Genomic DNA, 21,111 nt, shown 5'->3' with positions numbered 1-21,111 from the left:
AGGTTGGAGCCATGAAAAAATTGGTCATTTCAATTCTGTTGATTTTATTTGCTATTTCCATATATGGAACCACACTCAAAATCTGGGCAATGGGAGAAGAAGCTAAAACTTTGCCAGTCATCATACAGGAATTCGAAAAAGAAAACCCCGGGGTTAAAGTCGAAATTCAGGCTTTGCCCTGGAGTAATGCCTTCGAGAAACTGCTTACCGGAGTTGCTGGAAGGCAGCTTCCTGATGTGATTCAGATGGGAACAACGTGGATGCCGAGTTTCAGTGCCATGGGTGCTTTTCAGGATCTGGGAGCGTACATAAAAAACTCAGAAATAATCTCCGAAGAAAAATTCTTTCCGGGTTCCTGGAGCACCTGTGTTTACAGGGGAAAGGTGTATGGAATTCCATGGTATGTTGATACAAGGGTTCTATTTTATCGTACAGATTTACTTGCCGAAGTAGGATATACGGAAGCACCCAGAAATTGGGATGAATTATATGATGCGGCAAAGAAATTGGCTGAAAGGCCTGAAATGTATGGACTAACATTTCAGACAAACGAAATACAGGAATTCATTCCCTTTGTCTGGCAAAATGGTGCAACGGTGATCGATGAAAACAACAAACCCGGAGTTGACACCCCTGAATTCATGGAAGCTCTGGATTATTTTGCGCGCTTTTTTGAAGAGGATATCGTTCCAAAAGCCGGTAGCGGAAATATATTTCAGGATTTTGCTTCGGGATTTGTTCCCATGTTTTTCACCGGTCCATGGATGGTTTCGATGATCCATGAACAAACACCACAAATCGATGGAAAATGGGCAGTTGCCTTGATGCCCGAGAAAATCACGAGAACTTCTTTTATGGGCGGGAGCAACTGGGTAATATCAAAGACCTCTAAGAACAAAGAATTGGCGTGGAAATTCCTTGAGTTTATGTCCAGACCGGAGACGCAGTTTCAGTGGTACCAGCTTCTAAAAGCTCTACCGGCTGTTAAGGAAGTATGGAACTACAAAGAGCTAAAAAGCGATCCCTTCACCTCTGTTTTTGGCGAACAGTTGAAAGATGCGAAAGCAACGCCGAATATTGCAGAATGGGAGAAGATTGAATCCATTGTAGAAAGTGTTTTAGAAAAAAGGGTTCTTGGAAAGATCACTACAGATGAAGCTATTAAAGAGATGACACAGAAGATATCAAAGGTCTTAAAGTAATTCCCCTCAAACGCCACCCCTTCTTTGAAGGGGTGGCATATTTTGAGAAAGGAGTAAAACATGAAAACGCGGTTGAGTGCTATTTTGATTTTTCTTGGTCCCGCGCTGTTCATCATGACAGTGTTCATAATCATTCCAATAGTGCTATCTTTGCTCATTTCTGTAACGGATTTTAATGTATATGCGATCTTTGATTGGAAAAATGCTGAATTCGTTGGGTTTAAAAATTTCATCGATCTTTTTTCCGATGTGATTTTCTGGAAAGCGCTCTTCAATACTTTTTACGCTTTGGTTGTCGCGTTGCCGCTGACCATAATTTTCTCGTTGCTTTTTGCACTGCTGCTGAACAGGAGTGCAACTCATTTTAAAAGCTTTTTTCGCTTAAGCCTTTATTTGCCTTCAATAACAAATACCGTTGCTATTGCAGTAGTCTGGGCATGGTTACTCAACCCCAGATATGGCTTATTGAATTGGTTCCTTGGTCTTTTCGGAATTGCCGGGCAAAATTGGCTGTCTGATCCAAAATGGGCAATGCCTTCTATAATAGCTCTTGTTGTCTGGAAAGCTATCGGGCCAAATATGTTGCTCTTTCTTGCGGGATTGCAAAATATACCCGATTTCCTGTATGAAGCCGCTGAACTCGATGGGGCAAATCGATGGAAACAATTTTTACACGTAACAGTACCATCACTTAGACCTCAATTGCTTTTTGTTAGTGTAATGCTTGTTATAGGCTACCTTCAGTTATTTGAAGAGCCTTATATGCTTACAAAAGGCGGCCCTTTGAACTCGACCATATCGATAGTGCTTTATCTATACAGACAGGGTTTTTATCAGTTCAATTTTGGATACGCTTCAGCTGTCGCGGTTGTGCTTTTTGGCATCATCCTAACACTTACCGCTATCCAGATGCGTTTGCGGAAATATCAGGAATGAGGAGCTGGAAAACATGAGAAAGAAAAAAATTCCCTTTATTGAACAATTGGGTGTACATACAATTCTTTTGGCTGCATTTCTTATTATGGCTATTCCCTTTTTCTGGATGGTCTCCACATCTTTTAAGAACCCAGATGAGATATATATATTTCCTCCAAGGTGGGTTCCCCACAGACCGACTTTTGACAATTATGTTGAGCTCTTCAAGACCGTTGATTTTGGAAGGCCGCTTATAAACACGGTCATTGTTGCGGTTACTTCGACATTTCTTTCGGTAATGCTTTCTGCAATGGCGGGATATGGCTTTGCAAAATTCAGGTTTCGAGGCAAAGAGAAACTATTTCTCCTTGTCCTTGCTACCCTCATGGTTCCCGGACAAATGACGCTTATTCCTGTTTATCTCATTTTGAATTCTTTGAACCTCTTGAACACTTATGCTGGTTTAATATTGCCGGGTGTAGCCAGCGCTTTCGGGATTTTTTTCATGAGGCAGTTTATCATGAGCATACCGGATGAACTTATAGATGCGGCAAAAATGGATGGCGCGAAGGAATTCTTTATATTCCTGAAAATAATCTTGCCCCTCTCAAAGCCAGCTCTTGCAACACTTACCATATTCAACTTCGTCGGAGCATGGAATTCTTTCCTATGGCCATTGATTGTGGCGACTGACGAAAAAATGTATACGCTTCCCGTTGCTATATCAGTTGTTCAAGGACAATACGGTGAAAAAATAGCACTACAAATGTCCGGATCCTTTATTGTTATCATTCCAATCATAATCGTGTTCTTCTTTGCACAAAAGTACATAATCAAAGGGCTTTCGATGAGCGGAATGAAGTTTTAGGGAGTTACTTCTCCTGACCTTCGTCCTTTTTTGGGACTGGCTCTTTGCTGAAAAGGATTTCATGCCTTTCGTTAAGGATCCTCTTTTTTCTGTAAATCAATCCCGTCATTGTCAGTCCATCCAGCAGATTATGGATGAGCACGGGATACAAAAGGCTGCGGGATATCTGGAAGCTGTATCCTAGTATGAATGAAGCGAAAAGTCTCGGGACAAAATCCTTGCGGAAGTTTCTGAAACTTTCTGCTTTTACCAGAACGTTGCCAATGTGAATAAAAACAAATACAATGCTTGCAATTACAGTTGCAAGTTCCACAGTAAAAAAATTCGTTTTAATATATTTACTCAATCCTCCTTGAAAGAAACCTCTATACAGTAGTTCTTCAACGACTCCGACAACCAACCAGCTGTAAACGAGTTGAGGTCGGGACTTATCTACATTTCCATATCTTATTCTCATTATCCATACCGCCGGAGCCCGCAAGATGCTGAAAAAAGAGAGCAACCCCATAGGTACTGATAATATGAAAAAAAGCATCCCGGGGATAAAATCTCCAAGGGAAATCCCCAATTCCCGGAAACTCAAACCAGAAATCCTGGCAAAAAGAAGACTGAGGGATATACTGAAAGGCGAAAGAACCAGCAATAATGCGAATCCCCTTAGCTGAGTTTTCCTCTCCAATGCTTTTCCAAAAAGCCGTATAATGAGCACGTGCAATATCAGAAAGAGAACCAGCAAATAAGGCATTTTATACCTCCTGCTTCAAGGATAGCATAAGGGGAATTAAACAGGGCAATATGATAAAATACTCAAGAAGGCAAACATAGTTGGAGGTGCTTGAATGCGTATCTTGAGCGGAATGAGATCAACAGGAAAATTGCATCTTGGCCATCTTATTACACTTGACAGATGGGTTGAACTCCAGGAGCAGGGAAATCAGTGTTATTACTTTGTAGCCGACTGGCACGCGTTAACTTCTCATATAGATAGCACCGGGGAATTTAAGGAATGGACCATAGATATAATAAAAACCTATGTCGCAGCCGGATTGGATCCAGAGAAGTCCGTTCTTTTCATACAATCTGCAATTAAGGAACACGCGGAACTCTTTCTGCTTTTATCGATGCTCGTTCCTGTACCAAGGCTTCAGAGGATGCCGACATATAAAGAGCAAAGGGAGCAGATAACAGATAGAGACCTTTCAAGCGCGGGTTTTCTGCTGTACCCTGTCCTTCAAGCTGCTGATGTACTCATGTATCTCGCAGATGGAGTTCCAGTTGGCGAAGATCAGGTTTATCACATAGAACTAACGAGAGAAATTGCCAGAAAATTCAACAACGTTTTTGAAGAAGTTTTCCCTGAGCCAAAGCCAATTTTGTCCAAAGTGACAAAGTTACCCGGTACAGATGGCAGAAAGATGTCCAAGAGTTACGACAATTTCATTCTCATAGATAATGATGAAAAAAGCCTGTGGAAGAAAATAGCCCCGATGATGACAGATCCTGCACGCAAACGCAGGACCGATCCAGGAGATCCAGAAAAATGCCCCGTTTGGCTTTACCACAAAGCCTTTACCCATTCTCCAGAGGAACTCGATTGGGTTATTCAGGGGTGTAAAACCGCGAGTATTGGATGCCTTGATTGCAAAAAAGTGTTACATAAAAACCTTGTATCTAAACTTCAGCCTGTATGGGAGAAATTAGAAACTTTTAATGAAAACCCTGATATTATAATGGATATTATCGAAGAGGGAAACAAAAAGGCTCGTAAGAGCGCTCAAGAAACCATGGTGAAGGTAAGAAGTGCTATGAAAGTGAGCTGGTGAAATGGAGCAACTTAAGCTCGTTTATTCTTTACCGGAGTTTGAGGGTCCACTGGACTTGCTGCTTTTCCTTGTAAGAAAGCACAGACTCGATATCCGTTCTATACCGATAACGGTCATTGCAGATGAATTCATGGCACATATTGAAAAGATGAAAAAGCTCGATATGGAAGTCACCAGTGATTTTATCGTTATGGCTTCAACTCTTATGCAGATGAAGTCAAAAGCACTTCTGCCCAGATTGAGCCCTCAGGAAGCAGAGGAGCTCAAAAAGCAGCAGACACAGCTTTACCGCCAGATAGAAGAATACAAAACCCTCAAAGAACTATCAACCAGATTCAGAGAAAAATTGTACGAGTCCTACTCTTATGAACGGGTAAAAGTTGGGATTACCGAGGAAGACACCTCAGTGGATACCCTTCCCGAGAGGCTCGTCCAAAGTTTTAAAAGCATACTAAAAGAGGCGATTGAGAAGGAAAAGGTATATACGATAACCGCAGAGTTGTACAGCGTGGAAGAACGCATGGAAGAACTGGAGAACGAATACCCACAAATAAGGCTTTTAGAATTGCTGAAAAGTTGTAAAAGCAGAATAGAAGCGATTGTTACATTTCTCGCGGTGCTTGAACTCATAAAATATGGGAAATACGAAATAGTAACTCTGGATCCTGAACCACTCATAAAAAGAGTTTTTAATGTTATGGAAACTGTTGTTGAACAGATTAATGAAGAGCAGAAAATCGGGAAGGTGAAATAATGGCCACCGAACTTACAAGAAAAGCCGCGGTAGAAGCACTTATATTTGCAGCAAAGCAGGGAATTGAACCAAAAAAAATAGCCAAAATCCTTGGAATGAAGCTCAACCAGGTCATGATTTTGATTGAAGAGCTTCAGGAGGAATACAATAATCCCAATCATGGCGTCAATTTGAAAGTTGTGAAGGGTAAGTTGCGCTTTTATACCAAAAAAGAGGTTCAGAAATATGTCTCACAGCTGAGCAAAAGACCAATCGTGAGTATAACTGACTCCCAGATGGAAGTGTTGGCAATTGTTGCTATACGCGGTCCGATTACCCGCACGGACGTGGAATTGATAAGAGGAAGATCATCGCAATCCCAGCTTTTAGAGCTCAGCCGTATGAAACTCATCAGGAAATCAAAATCCAAGCTTCCCGGGCGTCCATATCTGTATAAGGTCACCAACAGATTTTACGATACCTTTCAGATAAATGACCTTTCTGAAATTGTTCAGGGGCTTGAATTGCCATTAGGGGAGGTTGGAGGAACTGAGGGAAAAGCTTCAAAGATTTCTTCAGAGGAACACGAATCTGTCCCGAAGGAAAGCAGGTGAAGCTATAAAATCTGGCCGTGTTAAAGTCAACGGCAGAGTCATCACTGATCCCTGGTTAGAAATTGATTCTTTCTCTAATGTCTTTCTCGATAATGAAAAAGTAAATCCCCGCTATGAAGAGAAAGTGGTATATGCATTTCATAAGCCGGCAGGCATCATTACTGCGATGAAAGATGACAGGGGAAGACTAACTATTGCAGATCTTGTGGCTGGCAAAATAAGAGAAAAAGTGTTTCATGTAGGTCGGCTGGACAGAGATACCGAAGGTCTTTTGCTTTTGACAAATGACGGTAACTTTGCAAACAAAATCGCTCACCCTTCTTCAGAGATCGAAAAAACCTATATAGCCACAATAGATGACTTTCTATCTGAAAAGGAGCTGGAAATCCTGAGTAAAGGTGTGATATTGGAAGATGGTTTCAAAACCTCAGGGGCCAGGGTTAGAGTATTGAAGAAAAAAGAGAAGAGTACAATTGTGGAGCTTATAATTCACGAAGGGCATAAACGTGAAGTCCGGGAAATGTTTAAGGTTCTAAATAAACGGGTGTTAGCTTTAAAGAGAACAGCAATAGGCGGACTGAATATTGACATAGTTCCAAAACCGGGCATGATAAAAAGATTGAACGAAGAAGAATTATCTAAAATAATTAAAGGGGACCGCTAAGGGTCCCCGAGCGCTTTCTATCCAAGGGGGGATAGGGGGTCGCACTCATAATATATTATGAGCATGAACTATTACACTATGGTTTTGCCAAAATAAATTTTGTGACAATGATATAGCATTATCATTTCTGAATATCTTCTCTTCTAACGTGAATCGCATATCTTATGGATTCAAAATGGCATTATGTGAAACCTTCATAATCAATCACGGTTTGATTTATCGTAAAGCACCTGATCTATGACGATGGTGAGAGCTATGAGAAATTCGGTCAGTTCGTCATAATAGACTTCTAAGCCATAAATATCAGAGAAAGCAAACCACTTTTTCGATACTTTTGCCATCGTTGTTCCTTCTCTGAGGATTGAAAACTCGTGTGCCATGTAGTTTCCAGAGATCGCGAAATTTCCGAGTTCACCCTCTATTTCAAACTTAGGACGCAAAAAAGAAATTTTCCTTTTTACTTTTGCGATTGGCTTGTTATTTTTGTAAAGAATATATTCTGGTAAGAGCCGAAGCAACTTTTGTTCAATATAAATGAGCTCATTTCCCTGCATATCTTCGAGATACAGCTTGTTGCCAAGGCTAAAAACTTTCCCTCGAACAAAATACCTGTCTTCCCCAAATTGATCCTTTATTGTGAATTTGTCGCCTATTGAAAAGACTTTTTCTCGAATTTGAAAACGCATAATATTCCCCCCAAAAAATTTTTTTGAAGTTAAAATTCACGCTTAGGTGCTTAATTATTTTCTCTGATGCCATTTTATCACCATTGATAAAAACCAAAAAAGCAATGCGACAAATGAAATTGTGAATGGTTTAAGTGATTTTTCAGTCTTTCTCACTGCTTTTATTAGCTGAAATGGTGATAAAATCTAATTGGAGAGTTTTTTGCCCCAAATTTTCGGGAATTAAAGATCGAATTATTGGGAAAATAGGAGGGGGAGTTACCATGGAAAAAATCAAAGTTGGAATTCTCACCTTTTCAGATGGCAGAGAGTTCGTTCACAGAGATCTTGTTGAAATCAATAAGAGATTTGAGGAAAAGCTCAAAGGAAGGCTTGAATCTACCGGTGAGATTGAGGTGATAACCGGTTCTGAAATAGTGTGGAAACCATCAATAGCAAAGCGAGAAGCACTCAGATTGAGAAACGAGGGTGCGGAAGTTACGATTTTCAACTATGCAGTATGGGCTTTCCCGCATTTCACGGTAATTGCCAGCAAATTTGCGCCTCAACCCTTTCTGCTTTTTGGGAACGTAAATCCAAAGTATCCTGGCATGGTGGGCATGCTTGCAGCGGCGGGGAGTCTGGATCACGACGGCACTCTTTCGAGACGTGTATGGGGAGATATTGAAAGTGATGAAGCCCTTCAAAAAATAATAGCTTTCATAAGAGCTGCAGCTACAAAAAGCCGACTGAAAGGTTCGCGCTATGGTCTTATTGGCGGGAGACCCATGGGTATGTACACGGCTGTTCCAAATGTCGATCTATGGAACAGCTTATTCGGCATAGATATTGAACATATAGACCAGTATGAGATTATCAGAAGGAGCGAACTGATACCAGAGAGAATGACCAAAAAAGCCAGGGAATGGCTTGAAGCAAGAATTAAGAGGATACACTATGATGGAAAACAATTAACTCCGGACAAGTTAGAGCTCCAGATAAAAAGCTACTACGCCGTAAAGGATATAGTGGAAGAGATGGAGCTTGACTTCGTTGGAATAAAAGCACAACCTGAACTCACAAACAATTTCGCTACAATGGATGTTACTGAAGCCTTTCTTAACGACCCATATGATTGGGATGGGCCACATGAGCCGATAGTTTGTGCGACAGAAGCTGATTCTGATGGTGCTTTGACAATGCAGATTCTGAAATTCATTTCCAGAAGTCCTGTTCTTTTTGCAGATGTTCGCCATTATGATGCAGAATTTGATGTGCTTGATTTGTGCAATTCCGGCTCGCACGCCACCTTTTTTGCAGGAAAATCCTATATTCCAGAAGAAAACCTCAAATATGTAGAGTTTTATCCGGAGGGTTTTTACTTCCCCGCAGGTGGTGCTTCTGTGAGGCATATTGCGGCTCCAGGAAAGGTTACCATAGCCCGACTCATGCGAAATAACGGCAAATATTGGATGGCAATCATACCGGCTGAGTTTATCGACCTGGGTGAAAGAGCTGAAGAAAAGGCTGCAAATACACAAATCGAATGGCCTCATGCCTTTGCAAAACTGGAAGTTCCCATAGATGAATTCCTTTCAACATATGGTTCTAACCATTGTCATGCAGTTTATGGCGATTATGTCGAGGAATTGAAGACCTTCTGTGAAATATCCGGAATTGATTACAAATTGTATAGAAGGTGATTTTATGGATTTGCTGATAGGTATTGATATTGGCACAAGCTCAACTAAAGCCATTGTTACAGATGAATCGGGGCGTGAGATTACTTCAGCTTCGGCAAGTTACTCCATAAATACGCCTAAACCATTGTGGGCAGAATGTGATGCGCAGATCTGGTTAAACGCGGTTTTGAATGTCATGAAGGATCTCTCAAAGAAAGTCGATACATCGGAAGTGAGAGCAATAGCCATAAGTGGTTTATACGGGGGCGCAGGGGTTCCTTTGGACAGTGAAATGAACCCTGTTTATCCCACGCTAATCTGGATGGATAAAAGGGCAATTGAGCAAACAGAATGGGTGAAAATAAACATAGGGGTGGAAAAGCTCTTTGAGATTACCGGGAATACCGTAGATCCTTATTTTGGGTTTACAAAGATGATGTGGATACATGACAACGAGCCAGATATATGGAAGAAAATTGCACTCTTTTTGCCACCAAAAGATTACGTTATTTATAAACTCACCGGGGAGATCTCCACCGATTTTTCATCAGCTGGCAATATTGGTGGCATTTTTGATTTGAGAAAGCGTAACTGGTCAGAAGAGATGCTAAAAGCGCTGGGAATTTCACAGGAAAAGCTCCCCGAGAAGATCTTGCCATCAGAAGCAATCGCGGGTTATTTATCTGAAGAAATAGCAAAAGAAACAGGCTTCAAATCGGGTATTCCTGTTGTATCAGGAGGTGTCGATGCAGCTGTTGCCACTTTGGCATCCGGGGTATGCGATGAAGGTGAAAATACCGCAATGATAGGCACTTCTATGTGCTGGGGAACAATTCATAATGGGAATCATCTCGATTGGCATTTCGTAAATTTCCCTTATGTAGTCAACGGAAAAGAACGGGTATATTCTTTCGGAGGTGCTACAACAGCCGGCGCGATAATCGAATGGTTCAGGACACTTTATAAGGAAAGAAATCTTTCACATCTTGAAGCTATGGCAAGGCATATAACACCGGGGGCAGAAGGGATAACGGTTTTGCCTTTCTTTATGGGAGAACGCGCACCTTTGTGGGATATGGACATAAGGGGGTGCATCTATGGACTCAGCCTTAGCCATGGTGAAGCGCACCTTTACAGGGCTTTTCTCGAATCCATCGCTTATGTTTTGAAACTAAATATGAAGGCAGCAGAAAAAGCTAAAATACCTGTAAATCCCTGCACGATGGTCGTGGGTGGCATATCAAAGAGTTCTTTATGGCTGGAAATAGCAGCTTCAGTTCTCGAAAGGGAAATCCGATCTTTCGCAATTTCTTCTGATGCGCCATATGGAGACTGTTTCCTTGCCGGCCTTGCGATTGGGTTGTTTAATGACATGAAAGAGATAAAAAATTGGCTGCCCGATGGCAAAAAAACTCAACCGATAAAGGATTGGGGTTCGATATACAAAGATGCTTTTGCGAGATTTGAAAGTTTGTACAGGGGAATAAAAGCCGGGGGACTATGAAGAGTACCCCAGCTTTTTTGAAATTCCATTTGCTGCTTTGAGAAGAAGGGGCTTATATTTTTTCATTTTTTCTTCTGTCATTCTTACAGCGGGGCCGGAAACGCTTATTGAGGCAACAACATTGCCTTTTCTATCAAAGATTGGTGCACCTATGCAGTGAATCCCATCTTCATGTTCGCCCAGATCTTTAGAAATCCCTTCGTTTTTAACTTTTTTTAACTCGATTTCAAGCTCTTCCATGCTAACAATGGTACTCTTTGTAAATGATTCCAAGGAGATTTCAGAAAGGATTTCATTCTGTTCCTCAGAAGGCAAGAACGCCAGGATTGCTTTCCCGATAGCAGTACAGTGAACTGGCGCACGCTTCCCTATCCACACTTTCAATCTTAGAGAATGCGCACTTTCAAGCCCCTCAATTGACACAACTTCATTTCCATCCAGAATGCCAAGGTGAATTGATTCACCGGTCTGGCGTTGAAGCCAATCAAGATAAGGAAATGCGATATCTCTCAATTCCATTGATGCCAGATAAATACTCCCCAGTTCAAAAAGCTTAACGCCAACTTTATAACGCATTGTTTTTTTGTTTTTGCTGAGAATGTTGTATTTAACCATTGCTTCAACTATGCGATATACAGTCGGCTTTGGCAGATTTGTTTTTTCGACGAGCTCGCCAAGGCTTAGTTCAGGATGCTCGGCACTGAAAGATTCAAGAATGCTTATGAATCGTTCCAAAGACTGCAAATGTATCACCTCATACTTATAATTAGCCTCTATAACCGAAAATTCTTGGGATAAAGAGAACGAAACCCGGCCAATAAGTGATTATCAACAGAGCTAAAACTTCAAGGGGGATCCAATATTTTAGCATTTCTTTGAAAACCTTGCCAACAGGGGTTCCGCTTATAGCACTTGTGATGTAACCGGTTTGTCCGTATGGTGGAGTATCGAGAGCGAGCATCAGATTCAAAGTTGTTACCACACCAAAATGCACCAGATCGATCCCGGCTGCCTGCACTAATGGTAACAGCATGGGAATCACGACAAGCTGAATAACAGAAACATCTATAAACATACCAAGAATGAAATAGAGTATATTTGCGCTTAATAATAAAAGCCACTTGCTGTTCAACAACCCCCATTTCATGAATGTAGACGTCAGCAATGCAGGAACCTGCTCCCTTGACATCACATAGCTAACAACAAAGGCGGCAGCAATCATAAAACTTATATATCCTATGTTCATAACAGTCTTTATCAATATTTTGTAGAGTTTCTTAAGGCCGAGAGTTCTGTATATGAAAAAGCTTACCAATATTACATATCCAACCACAACAGCAGCGGCTTCAGTGGGGGTAAAAATGCCTCCATAGATACCCACGAGAAGAATTACCGGGGCGAGAAGTCCCGGGAATGACCTAATAAAACCGCTCAACAATATTCTAAAGGGAACTTTAACTCCCTTCGGGTATTTTCGCTTTTTAGAAAGGTAAAAGACCATAAACATTTCAAGAGCACCAAGAAAAAGCCCGGGTAGAAAACCTGCGAGAAATAGATAACCCAGGGAAGCACCTGTAAGCATAGCGTAAATAACCATGGGAATACTCGGTGGAATTACAGGGGATATAGTCGCCGAGGCGCATGTTACAGCGCAAGCGAAAGGACCATCATAACCATCATCTAACATGGCTTTGATTTCAATATTTCCAATGCCTGCGACATCAGCAATTTCGGACCCGCTTATTCCAGCAAAGATTATGCTTGTTACTATGTTGGCATAACCCAGTCCACCTCTCACAGGCCCCATTGCCTTTTTAACAAAGTCGAAGATCTTATCGGTGATTTCCGAATCATTCATGATATTAGAAGCCAGAATAAACATCGGTACAGCCAAAAGGACATCTTTAGCCTGTAATTGTATAGCCATAATATCTGTAAGCGTTGACAGGTTTATTCCGCTAGTAATAAAGTAAGCAATACCTCCCATTATCATACCAAAAGCGATTGGATATCCCAATGCAAAAACAGCTCCAAAAATAATGAGAAACAATATTATTCCCATGGTTTTGCCTCCATTTCACTTGCTTTTCCGGTAATAAGCTCTTTCATTTCTTTGTATATCCATATAGAATTATGTAAAAGAATAAGAAATATGAAAATCGGGAAGCACAAAATCAGATAGGTCCACGGAATCCTCAACACATCAGACCTTAAAAATTTATACCATCCGAAATTATCCAAAACCGGGAAGAGAGCAATAAGCATGCCTGCATTAAAAACAATGTCCATAATAAGGTCGATAACTAATTGAGCTTTCCTGGGAAGTTTTTCATAAAGTATATTGAAGCGTATGTGAGCTTTGTATCTTCGAGCAAGGGGGGCTCCAAGAAATACGACCCATATGAAGGAGTACCCCGAAATTTCAAAGAGAGCGGGTGAAGGGTAATTAAAAACGTATCTCAAAACAACCTGAAGGAACATGCTTAAAAAGAGTGTAAAAAGTACAAGGGAGGCAAAATGCACTTCAACAAGATCAATTAACCTGAGGAACAACTTTTTCATATGATCACCTCAACAGCGATAAATGGGCCCGTCAGCGACGGGCCCATTGCTTATCTACTCAGTGTAGGGATACATCTGGATCTTTTTGTACATACCTTCTCCCCATTTTTCGTCAAATTTTGGCTGTGAATAATATTCAACGGCGTGTTTCATAAAAGCATCTTTGTCAGGGATTATTATTTCCATGTTGTATTCTTCAACAAACTTTCCAAGCAGCTCCGCTTCCTGCTCAAGGACTATTGAGTTCATATAGTAGCGCGCAACTTTCATAGCCTGGTTAATGTAAACCCTGTACTTCTCGGGCATGCTTTGCCACAATTTTTCATTTATTACGGGACAAATAATTCCAATGGAGTGATCGGTGAGCACTATGTATTTTGTTACTTCAACGAACTTCGCAGCGAGGTCTGTTGGCAGGGGATTATCCTGTCCATCGATAGTTCCTGTTTTTAGACCGAGATAAACTTCACCAAAGCCCATGGGTGTAGGCATTGCACCAAGGGCACGGCCCATATCAAGGAAAGTTTCGTTGTTGGGCATTCTCAGTTTAATGCCTTTTAGATCTTCCGGCTTTCTTACAGGCCCTGCTTTAGCTGTGAGGTTTAGTTCGCGGGTACCAAGATACCAAACATCGAGAACTCTCAAACCAGATTTTTGAGCAAGCTTATCAAAATATTCCTGCCCTATTGGGCCAAGTAACACCGAGTACATGTGATCGAGGTCTCTGAAAACATATGCCGCTCCAAAGACACCTAACTCTGGCATATTCCCAAGATCAGCAAACCATGATGGCGCGCCATCGCCAGCCATTTCAAGATCACCGCGCATCACAGCAAGAAGCGAGGTTTTCTGATCACCAAGCTGTCCCGAATGGAATACTTGAACGATAATCTTTCCTCCACTTAGTTCCTTAACCACATCAGCAAACTTGTGCATGGCAAGCACCTGAGGCTGTGTTGGTGCAGCAACGGTGTTAAATCTCAATACATATGTCGGATCTTCTGCGACTATTACAATGCCCAGAAGTATGATTACCACTGTGAATAAAACTAACTTGCTAATCCTTAACATGCTTCTTTCCCCTCCTTTTCGCAAAATTGGGTACTGAAAACCCTTACAATTTGCCTATAATTTTCATGGCATTCTTCAATATGTCAACTTCTTCGGCTTTTAACCCAGTTAGCGGAGGCCTTACTCTGGAAACGGGTAATCCTGATTCCAGTTCAAATGCTGCTTTTACAGCTGGCAAAGGATTTTCTAACCTTCGATTCTTGCCAAAGAATGCTGAAAAAAGGGCATATAGAGATTTGAACAAGGTTACAGCATCGCTGATTTTTCCGGCGAGAAAGCTGTTTATCATATTGTGCATTAAATCTCCTATCACGTGAGATCCACCGCTTACAACCCCGACTCCACCCTGACTTAAAACCGAAAGTACCATCAGGTCATCACCGGAATATACAGCTACCTTCCCCTCTGTAACTCTTGTGAATTCCGAAGCTTGGAGAGGGTTTAACCCTGCTTCATCTTTAATTGCAACAATATTGTCGTGTTTTTCCACAAGTTTTGCGAGTGTATTAGGGGAGATATTTGCGCCGGTGAATAGGGGAATGTTGTAAACCATAACGGGAATAGAAGTGTTTTTAGCAACTTCAGAGAAATGATGAAAAATACCTTCCTGGGGTGGCCTTGAAAAGTAGGGTACAATTACCATAGCAGCATCATAGCCAATGCGCTCGGCTTCCTGGGTTAGCTTAATGGTTTCTCCGGTAAAGGCTGTGCCTGTACCAGCTATCAAAGGCACATCATTGCCAATTTCTTCCTTAACTGCTTCAAAAAGCTTTATTCTTTCCTCATAACTGAAAGTGTAAAACTCTCCATTAGTACCAGCAATAATGAGAGAATCACAATACTTCTTATTTACAAGATAGCGCGCGACCTTTTTTACAAGAGTGTAGTCAATACTATAATCCTCTTTAAAAGGTGTACACATGGGAATTAGAACTCTTCCGAACTTTTCAACTACATGCATGTTCACCCCACCTTTGTCTCATTTAATGAAATTATGTTTCTTACAATGATATGATAACACTTTTTATTCAGCCAAACAAAGTTACTCAGAAGCGATGAGAAGATGTTTGAACGAAATAAAGTGAGTTAATGTCAAATAATTGTAGCTACCACCTCCCCAAAATAAAAGCTTCCTCTTTCGAGGAAGCTTTTTGCGAAATACCTGAACCTTTTACCAGTTGATGATATTTTTTAAGAGCTTTGTATTTTCAGCAATATCTATAAAGTCATCTGTAAGTGAATTGTAAACATCATTGGCGAACAATGTTGCATCACCTATTGCGACAATCTTTCCTCTTTTCACTTCCTCTGCAGCCATTACAATGATTGGATCGATTATAATTTCCAGTTCAAAGCTCTCAGAACTTGGGCTATACGATGAATTATTACCAGAAACCATTGATGGTGCTGTTACATAAGCTGTTGCACTGGGATATGCCAAGGCTACCGCGCTCCCGGTAACATTCAGTGTGGTAGTGGCGAAAAGGACCACAGTGCTCAAACCGGTTGTGACAGGGTGAACTTCAAAGTCGCTTATGACAGGCCAATAACTTGTGCTGTTGTAATTATTAGTGTCATCGAATACTTCTTTGTTGTTGAAAGAAATTCCTGACCCAAGATAGGTAAGTAGAGAGTTCAACGGTGTATTGTCATAATAGCCGTACCACTCGCCAAGCAGTATTAGCTTCCTATTGCATTTGGAGAGGAAATTCGCAACCTTTTGCATCTCCGAGTTAGAATATGCATTTACCGGAGCAGCAGCAAGAAAAACACCGTAGTTTTCGGGAACAAAGCCAGCACTTGAAGTAAAAGCCACGCTGTAACCCATGGACTGCAATATGGTGGACAACTTTGCATAGAAAGCGGCACCACCGTAACCATCAAAGTTGTAAGAATTATTGTGCGTGTCATCAATCAAAACCGTTTTTGGAGCGATGAACCATTGAAGGCTGGGGGCACAGGAAGAAATGAGCATTATCAGTGCAAAAGCCGAAACCAAAAAAATCAGGACCCTCTTTTTCATGCTTACACCTCCTTTCGCTAACATTAATTTTTGTAGATAAAAATTACTTGTATTACATAGGTTTAAGCAAAACATACGTTCGCTTAATTTTATCAATTTTTTAGCAGGGTACAAAGAATATTAGACACTCTCTCATTAAAAATTCCTGAAATATAAAAGTGAAGGGAGATGCAAGTTATGTGAAAGAGGCAATCAAAGGAGATTGCTGCAAGTTGCTTTTCGTAGCCGGGTTTCAATAAAAGATGTCAGCCCATACAGAAAATGGCCACTTTGAATAACTCTATTTGGCTGCAAGTACAGCAAATTGGAAGTAGAAAAGCAAAAGAAGAATACAATCAATCGTTTTTCTCTTCATAATCAGAGAGGAAAACCCTTGTGCCCAGCATACTGGAATATTCTGACCAATTACTGTCTTTTGCGACTGATTTTGAAATCTCCACAAAGGCATCTATCTGTGCTTCAAGACGATCGCAATTATGAATAATTATCGCTTCCAGTATACGTGGCACGATAGGGGAGCCCCATTCTTTCAACCCATGATGGCTCGCAACGATGTGGAACAATTTCTGTTCAAGAATGGGTGGGAATCCATCAATTTTTTCGATGGCTTTTGTAAGTGTTTGTATGCCCAAAACGATGTGTTCTTCAAACATTCCCGCATCTGTGAATTCAAAGGTGTAATTTTCGTGCTCATATGTAAAAACCTTTCCTATATCATGCAACAAAGCGCCAGCAATAAGCAAATCTCTGTTATATGGACAATTAAGCAAATCGACCGATTTTATTGATAGTTTGGCAACACGAAGGCTGTGTTCCAGCAATCCCCCTATTCTTACATGGTGGTTCTTTGTAGCAGCAGGGGCTCTGAAGAAACCTTTTACTGAACCCGATTCAGGAGAAATTGTTTTATTTAGCAGGGCTCTCAAATAGGAATCTTCAACTGAATCTATTAGCTTCATGAGTTCAATTTTAAGCTGCTCAATATTTGGCACAACGGGAATAAAGGCTTCTTCAATACCTTCAATATGTGAACGCAGCTCAATCAGTGAAATGAGTTTCCTTATTTTTAGGGATAGTCCGTAGTTGTTATAGCTGAAATCAGAAAATGCTATTTTGCCAGAGGAAGGGTCTTCATTTGCGGGCCAATCCCATATATTGGCATTAAATGAGCTATCTTTATCCTTAACAACGCAGGAATAATATTTTCCACCACTTCGTTTGGTTTTGGATGTGACGTTTGTCAGGAAGAAGAAACCGGGTTTTCCGTTCACGAAATTTTCGATGTCGTAAAGATTTTCAGAAACTTTTTCGAGTACATCACTTATCGTTGGAAATGATCCCTTTTCCGTTTGTATCATTTGCAAACCTCCACATAGTAAAGGCTATCCCTTTCGAGAAGAGAAAAGAGACGAACCGCTTAAAAAGTACTTGGATAGAGTGAAAAACAGTACGAACATCGGCAGACTTGCTATAACTGCCACCGCCATCATTGCACCTTCATTGGTGTATTTTTCAGTGGAGAATTTGATAATATAAAGGGGTATGGTTTTCATTTCTTCACTCTGGACAACCAGCAGTGGCCACAAGAGATTATCCCATTGGGATCTGAAAGTGAGAATTGCCAGTGTTGCAATTGCAGGCATGCTATTTGGGATTATGATTCGCCAGAAAATGCTAAACTCACTTGCACCGTCAATTCTCGCAGCATCTATCACTTCATCTGGAAAGGTGATTAAATATTGCCTCATTAAAAACACGCCAAAGGCATTTGTCAGGAAAGGTACGATCAGTCCTATATAAGAGTCCTGCCAACCAAAATTCGTCACAATTAGATAAAGAGGAATCATAATGGCTTCAAAGGGGATCATCATCGTGGTCATTATCAGGAGAAAAACAACATTCCTTCCTTTGAAAGGGAATTTGGCCAAGCCATATCCCGTAAGTGCCGCAAGAAAGACTGTTGAAAGGGTTATCGAGACCGCAACGATAACTGAATTTATAATGTTTCTAATGTATATGAAAGAGCCATCATTTCCCCGTATTGCCTGCCAGAAATTCTGCCAGTAAAAGCTTTTTGGTATCCAGGGGTAGGGAAGCCTCATTACATCGCTGGAAGGCATTAAAGATGCTGTAAACATAAATGCCAGGGGTGCGAGAATAATGATTGCAAAACCTATCAGGAAAAACCATATGAATATATCTACAATAAGGGATTGTGGCTTTTTCTTTTTAGCGATGCTGATTGTCATCATCGGAAGCACCTCACATATAGCTAACTTCTTCAGATTTTGAGACTTTGAGCTGGAACCAGGTAAAGAAAAGCATTATAGCAAAGAGTATGATGCTCATTGCACTTGCGCGACCGATTCGATGATCCCTGATGGCTGTGTAATAAATGTTGAGAGTGATAACATCAATGGGGCCCCTTGGAGCACCTGATTGAACAAACAAGTACTGTGTGCTAAAAGTTTTTAAGCATTGGATCATCGCAACTACCGATACTAAAAGTGTTGTAGGCTTTATCAACGGAAAAGTTATTCGCCAGAAAGCCTGCCATGAATTTGCTCCGTCTATTCTCGCCGCTTCATGAAGAGTTCTTGGTACACTTGCCATACCTGCAATGAATATTATCGTGAAATATCCAACGTATTTCCAGAAATAAACCAGTACGGTCGAAAACCTGACCATTCCGATACTTGCCAGCCACTTATGATCAACTCCGGGTGAATTCAAAAGGAAATTTACGAATTGATTTGCCAATCCCCTGGGATCTAAAATCAGTAACCATATTGCCGCAGCTACAACTGAAGACAAAACAGCTGGTGAGTAATATGCCATCTGGAAAAACTTCTGGAAGCGTTTTCTTGACATTATGAAGGCTGCAAAAATAAGGCTAAATACTACAAGGGGTATAAAAGTACCGAGAGTGAATATGGCTGTCGCCTTGACAGAATTCCAGAAGGTAGGAGAAGTCAACAGGTAAGTGTATTGCTTAATACCCACAAACTTTGGTGGTCTTAATGAAAGTAAATCTTTCTTGAAAAGGCTGGTATAAAAAGCATTGGCAATGGGATAAAAGCTAAAAAGAGAAAAAAATAGCAAAGAAGGCGCGACAAAAATCCAGCCCCATATAGCCTTTTTTCTCTCTATACCTTTGTGTACTCTTCTTTTATGTGCCACATTTTCACGCTCCTTGACCACGTCTCGTCTTTAAGAACAAAAGCAGACCCCTTAAAAGGGGTCTGCCTGAATGTAATCACCACTCTTCAAGGAGTTCATTCATCTTTGTTTTAAGCCTTTTTAAAGCAAAAGCCGGTGTGGCATTTGTGAGCATTACTGACTCTACAGCTTCTTTTAACAAATCCTGCATCATTGGCGCTTTTTCGTGGATAGTGATAATATGCGATTTTGCCATGTCGTTTAAGAACACGTCAGAGTAAGGGATATTCTTGAAAATTTCGGATTCAAGAAGAGTCTTTTGAGGTTGAATGAGACCTACCTTGAGGAGGTACTCTTCAGGATGGCTTAGCATAAAGGCTATGAATTTCCAGGCCCAGTACTGTTTGTCTTTTGAGCTTTCCGCATTTACCATGTAATAATGCCCATAGTAAGCGCTTCCAAGATCATTCACTGCATTTTCAAATCTCGGGAAGGGCACGACCATCCATTCTCCGCTTTCGTAAAACTCGGGGTTGTCAGCTCTGATCCTGCCTTCCTGATAAAGCCCTGTAAGGCACATGGCAACGGAGTTGTTGTCTTTGTTGAAAAGCTTCCTTGCATTTGTATAAGTAGGAGATCCAAGATTTCTACCGTTTGGTCCCCATTCTTTGAAGTATTCCAGCACTTTAAGCCAGGCTTCATCGTTGATAATAGCGGTTTTTCCATCCTCGCTTAACAGAGCGCCGCCAAGCTGTTCAACCATTGGAACGAGGAAAGTCAAATAGTAAGGGTAGCGGAAGTCAAATCCACGCCTTAACAAAATTTCTCCGTCCCTGATAACTAATTTTTCAGATACATCAGCCATTTCTTCCCAGGTTTTCGGGTAATCTTTTTCAGGGTCAAGCCCCACTTCCTTGAAATACTTTTTGTTGATAAATATACACCAGTTCGTTAGTTCCAGGGGCAGTCCGTAGAGATTGCCATCATAGGTCACGGGATCGAGCACCCCTTCAAGGTAATTGCCGTATATTGCCTGAAGGCTGTCGTATCCAGCAGCCTTAGGATCAATCGGGGCTACCCTTCCGTTAACGATGTAAGGATATTCGTCGTTAATCTCCATGTTGAAAATGTCAGGCCCTTTGTGGGCTGCAAAGGCTGTTAAAACTGTTTCCTGAATCTTCCTTGAAGGATAAGTAACTCTTTTGATTGTCACGTCGGGATACATTTCTTCAAATTCTTCAATGTACCTATTTTCGATCTCGGTTCTGTTAGGGTCTTCATGTGTCCAGAAAAGCAGTTCGATCTTATCTGCTCCCAGAAGAAGCAGTGATAAGCTAAGGACAAAAAGAATCATAACAACTCGCTTCATATTTCCCCACCTCCTGTGTAAAAATGGAAAAACAGATAAACCCTACGGAAGTATTATACCTCTTATCTTCTCATCTCCATATTGAAATATGGGGTTTAGAAGTTTAAGTTATATGAAGCAAATATAGAAAGCCTTCCGCTTTTGCGAATATTATTCTCTATTTATCGATTTTTACAAAAGAAGACCTTGACTTCTATAAGTCAAGGATGAATTTTGCAGTACTCATGATATAATGCAAGTGTTAGTACACTGGTAGT

At 41.0% G+C, this 21,111-nt stretch carries 21 protein-coding genes; 9 read left to right on the top strand and 12 right to left on the bottom strand.

Features of this window, described 5'->3' with window-relative positions; translation table 11 throughout:
• Positions 1 to 11 precede the first annotated feature (11 nt).
• From AT15_RS01815 to AT15_RS01805, 3 genes are read left to right on the top strand one after another with little or no spacing between them, the layout of a single operon-like run.
• Positions 12 to 1,202 (top strand): sugar ABC transporter substrate-binding protein, encoded by a 1,191-nt coding sequence (locus AT15_RS01815; RefSeq protein ID WP_068345799.1) that lies wholly within the window; start codon positions 12 to 14, stop codon positions 1,200 to 1,202.
• Positions 1,203 to 1,262: 60 nt separating this feature from the next.
• Positions 1,263 to 2,138 carry a carbohydrate ABC transporter permease gene (locus AT15_RS01810; RefSeq protein WP_068345798.1) on the top strand — a complete coding sequence of 292 codons (876 nt, stop codon included), beginning with the start codon at positions 1,263 to 1,265 and terminating at the stop codon, positions 2,136 to 2,138.
• Positions 2,139 to 2,151: 13 nt separating this feature from the next.
• Complete coding sequence (locus AT15_RS01805) at positions 2,152 to 2,985, top strand: carbohydrate ABC transporter permease (protein ID WP_068345796.1); 834 nt, start codon at positions 2,152 to 2,154, stop codon at positions 2,983 to 2,985.
• A 4-nt stretch (positions 2,986 to 2,989) separates the two neighbouring features.
• On the opposite strand, the gene AT15_RS01800 is transcribed toward AT15_RS01805, so the two are convergent.
• Positions 2,990 to 3,730, bottom strand: a complete 741-nt coding sequence (locus tag AT15_RS01800; protein WP_068345794.1) for a CPBP family intramembrane glutamic endopeptidase — start codon at positions 3,728 to 3,730, stop codon at positions 2,990 to 2,992.
• A 94-nt stretch (positions 3,731 to 3,824) separates the two neighbouring features.
• Between AT15_RS01800 and trpS the strand changes: the two genes are divergently transcribed.
• The 4 genes from trpS to AT15_RS01780 are packed head-to-tail and all read left to right on the top strand — an operon-like array spanning position 3,825 to position 6,819.
• Positions 3,825 to 4,808, top strand: coding sequence for a tryptophan--tRNA ligase (gene trpS / locus AT15_RS01795; RefSeq protein ID WP_068345792.1), 984 nt, complete (start codon positions 3,825 to 3,827; stop codon positions 4,806 to 4,808).
• Between the two features lies 1 nt (position 4,809).
• On the top strand, positions 4,810 to 5,562 hold the full coding sequence (locus AT15_RS01790; protein ID WP_084251391.1) for a segregation and condensation protein A: 753 nt from the start codon (positions 4,810 to 4,812) through the stop codon (positions 5,560 to 5,562).
• Positions 5,562 to 6,155, top strand: coding sequence for an SMC-Scp complex subunit ScpB (gene scpB / locus AT15_RS01785; RefSeq protein ID WP_068345790.1), 594 nt, complete (start codon positions 5,562 to 5,564; stop codon positions 6,153 to 6,155). Before AT15_RS01790 ends, scpB begins: the two co-directional genes overlap by 1 nt.
• Positions 6,082 to 6,819, top strand: coding sequence for a pseudouridine synthase (locus AT15_RS01780; RefSeq protein ID WP_084251390.1), 738 nt, complete (start codon positions 6,082 to 6,084; stop codon positions 6,817 to 6,819). Before scpB ends, AT15_RS01780 begins: the two co-directional genes overlap by 74 nt.
• A 200-nt stretch (positions 6,820 to 7,019) precedes the next feature.
• Here AT15_RS01780 and AT15_RS01775 read toward each other — a convergent pair whose 3' ends face one another.
• A complete protein-coding gene (locus tag AT15_RS01775) occupies positions 7,020 to 7,541 on the bottom strand; it encodes an LURP-one-related/scramblase family protein (RefSeq protein WP_268766418.1) in 522 nt (173 codons plus the stop codon).
• A gap of 227 nt (positions 7,542 to 7,768) precedes the next feature.
• Here AT15_RS01775 and AT15_RS01770 point away from each other — a divergent pair, with 227 nt between their 5' ends.
• Both AT15_RS01770 and AT15_RS01765 read left to right on the top strand, forming a co-directional pair.
• A complete protein-coding gene (locus AT15_RS01770) occupies positions 7,769 to 9,187 on the top strand; it encodes an L-fucose/L-arabinose isomerase family protein (protein WP_068345785.1) in 1,419 nt (472 codons plus the stop codon).
• Positions 9,188 to 9,191: 4 nt separating this feature from the next.
• Entirely contained in the window at positions 9,192 to 10,670 is a 1,479-nt protein-coding gene (locus AT15_RS01765; protein ID WP_068345783.1) for an FGGY-family carbohydrate kinase, read from the top strand.
• Here AT15_RS01765 and AT15_RS01760 read toward each other — a convergent pair.
• The 10 genes from AT15_RS01760 to AT15_RS01715 all read right to left on the bottom strand — a co-directional run bounded on the left by AT15_RS01760 (position 10,665) and on the right by AT15_RS01715 (position 20,854).
• Positions 10,665 to 11,423, bottom strand: coding sequence for an IclR family transcriptional regulator (locus AT15_RS01760; protein ID WP_235598474.1), 759 nt, complete (start codon positions 11,421 to 11,423; stop codon positions 10,665 to 10,667). The genes AT15_RS01765 and AT15_RS01760 overlap by 6 nt on opposite strands.
• A 13-nt stretch (positions 11,424 to 11,436) precedes the next feature.
• Positions 11,437 to 12,732: a TRAP transporter large permease gene (locus AT15_RS01755; RefSeq protein WP_068345779.1), complete on the bottom strand. Its 1,296-nt coding sequence runs from the start codon at positions 12,730 to 12,732 to the stop codon at positions 11,437 to 11,439.
• On the bottom strand, positions 12,723 to 13,232 hold the full coding sequence (locus AT15_RS01750; RefSeq protein ID WP_068345777.1) for a TRAP transporter small permease: 510 nt from the start codon (positions 13,230 to 13,232) through the stop codon (positions 12,723 to 12,725). Before AT15_RS01750 ends, AT15_RS01755 begins: the two co-directional genes overlap by 10 nt.
• A gap of 54 nt (positions 13,233 to 13,286) precedes the next feature.
• Positions 13,287 to 14,303 carry a sialic acid TRAP transporter substrate-binding protein SiaP gene (locus AT15_RS01745; RefSeq protein WP_068345775.1) on the bottom strand — a complete coding sequence of 339 codons (1,017 nt, stop codon included), beginning with the start codon at positions 14,301 to 14,303 and terminating at the stop codon, positions 13,287 to 13,289.
• Between the two features lie 43 nt (positions 14,304 to 14,346).
• Entirely contained in the window at positions 14,347 to 15,264 is a 918-nt protein-coding gene (dapA, locus tag AT15_RS01740; RefSeq protein WP_068345773.1) for a 4-hydroxy-tetrahydrodipicolinate synthase, read from the bottom strand.
• 210 nt (positions 15,265 to 15,474) lie between these two features.
• Positions 15,475 to 16,326 (bottom strand): hypothetical protein, encoded by an 852-nt coding sequence (locus AT15_RS01735; RefSeq protein ID WP_068345771.1) that lies wholly within the window; start codon positions 16,324 to 16,326, stop codon positions 15,475 to 15,477.
• 335 nt (positions 16,327 to 16,661) lie between these two features.
• Positions 16,662 to 17,684 carry a 3'-5' exoribonuclease YhaM family protein gene (locus tag AT15_RS01730; RefSeq protein ID WP_068345769.1) on the bottom strand — a complete coding sequence of 341 codons (1,023 nt, stop codon included), beginning with the start codon at positions 17,682 to 17,684 and terminating at the stop codon, positions 16,662 to 16,664.
• Between the two features lie 24 nt (positions 17,685 to 17,708).
• A complete protein-coding gene (locus AT15_RS01725) occupies positions 17,709 to 18,578 on the bottom strand; it encodes a carbohydrate ABC transporter permease (protein ID WP_235598473.1) in 870 nt (289 codons plus the stop codon).
• Between the two features lie 10 nt (positions 18,579 to 18,588).
• Complete coding sequence (locus AT15_RS01720) at positions 18,589 to 19,506, bottom strand: carbohydrate ABC transporter permease (protein ID WP_068345767.1); 918 nt, start codon at positions 19,504 to 19,506, stop codon at positions 18,589 to 18,591.
• Positions 19,507 to 19,582: 76 nt separating this feature from the next.
• Positions 19,583 to 20,854: an extracellular solute-binding protein gene (locus AT15_RS01715; RefSeq protein ID WP_068345765.1), complete on the bottom strand. Its 1,272-nt coding sequence runs from the start codon at positions 20,852 to 20,854 to the stop codon at positions 19,583 to 19,585.
• Positions 20,855 to 21,111: the final 257 nt, after the last annotated feature.

The sequence above is a fragment of the Kosmotoga arenicorallina S304 genome (assembly GCF_001636545.1).
Taxonomy (GTDB): domain Bacteria; phylum Thermotogota; class Thermotogae; order Petrotogales; family Kosmotogaceae; genus Kosmotoga_B; species Kosmotoga_B arenicorallina.
Note: the sequence above shows the minus strand (reverse complement) of the source record. Positions and strands in the feature narration are given on the sequence as shown.

Coding starts and splice junctions, on each gene's coding strand:
- AT15_RS01765 (WP_068345783.1), top strand. CDS start 9,192: ATGGATTTGCTGATAGGTATTGATATTGGCACAAGCTCAACTAAAGCC.
- AT15_RS01815 (WP_068345799.1), top strand. CDS start 12: ATGAAAAAATTGGTCATTTCAATTCTGTTGATTTTATTTGCTATTTCC.
- AT15_RS01755 (WP_068345779.1), bottom strand. CDS start 12,732: ATGGGAATAATATTGTTTCTCATTATTTTTGGAGCTGTTTTTGCATTG.
- AT15_RS01800 (WP_068345794.1), bottom strand. CDS start 3,730: ATGCCTTATTTGCTGGTTCTCTTTCTGATATTGCACGTGCTCATTATA.
- AT15_RS01745 (WP_068345775.1), bottom strand. CDS start 14,303: ATGTTAAGGATTAGCAAGTTAGTTTTATTCACAGTGGTAATCATACTT.
- scpB (WP_068345790.1), top strand. CDS start 5,562: ATGGCCACCGAACTTACAAGAAAAGCCGCGGTAGAAGCACTTATATTT.
- dapA (WP_068345773.1), bottom strand. CDS start 15,264: ATGCATGTAGTTGAAAAGTTCGGAAGAGTTCTAATTCCCATGTGTACA.
- AT15_RS01735 (WP_068345771.1), bottom strand. CDS start 16,326: ATGAAAAAGAGGGTCCTGATTTTTTTGGTTTCGGCTTTTGCACTGATA.
- AT15_RS01805 (WP_068345796.1), top strand. CDS start 2,152: ATGAGAAAGAAAAAAATTCCCTTTATTGAACAATTGGGTGTACATACA.
- AT15_RS01810 (WP_068345798.1), top strand. CDS start 1,263: ATGAAAACGCGGTTGAGTGCTATTTTGATTTTTCTTGGTCCCGCGCTG.
- AT15_RS01790 (WP_084251391.1), top strand. CDS start 4,810: ATGGAGCAACTTAAGCTCGTTTATTCTTTACCGGAGTTTGAGGGTCCA.
- AT15_RS01770 (WP_068345785.1), top strand. CDS start 7,769: ATGGAAAAAATCAAAGTTGGAATTCTCACCTTTTCAGATGGCAGAGAG.
- AT15_RS01750 (WP_068345777.1), bottom strand. CDS start 13,232: ATGAAAAAGTTGTTCCTCAGGTTAATTGATCTTGTTGAAGTGCATTTT.
- AT15_RS01730 (WP_068345769.1), bottom strand. CDS start 17,684: ATGATACAAACGGAAAAGGGATCATTTCCAACGATAAGTGATGTACTC.
- AT15_RS01715 (WP_068345765.1), bottom strand. CDS start 20,854: ATGAAGCGAGTTGTTATGATTCTTTTTGTCCTTAGCTTATCACTGCTT.
- trpS (WP_068345792.1), top strand. CDS start 3,825: ATGCGTATCTTGAGCGGAATGAGATCAACAGGAAAATTGCATCTTGGC.
- AT15_RS01725 (WP_235598473.1), bottom strand. CDS start 18,578: ATGATGACAATCAGCATCGCTAAAAAGAAAAAGCCACAATCCCTTATT.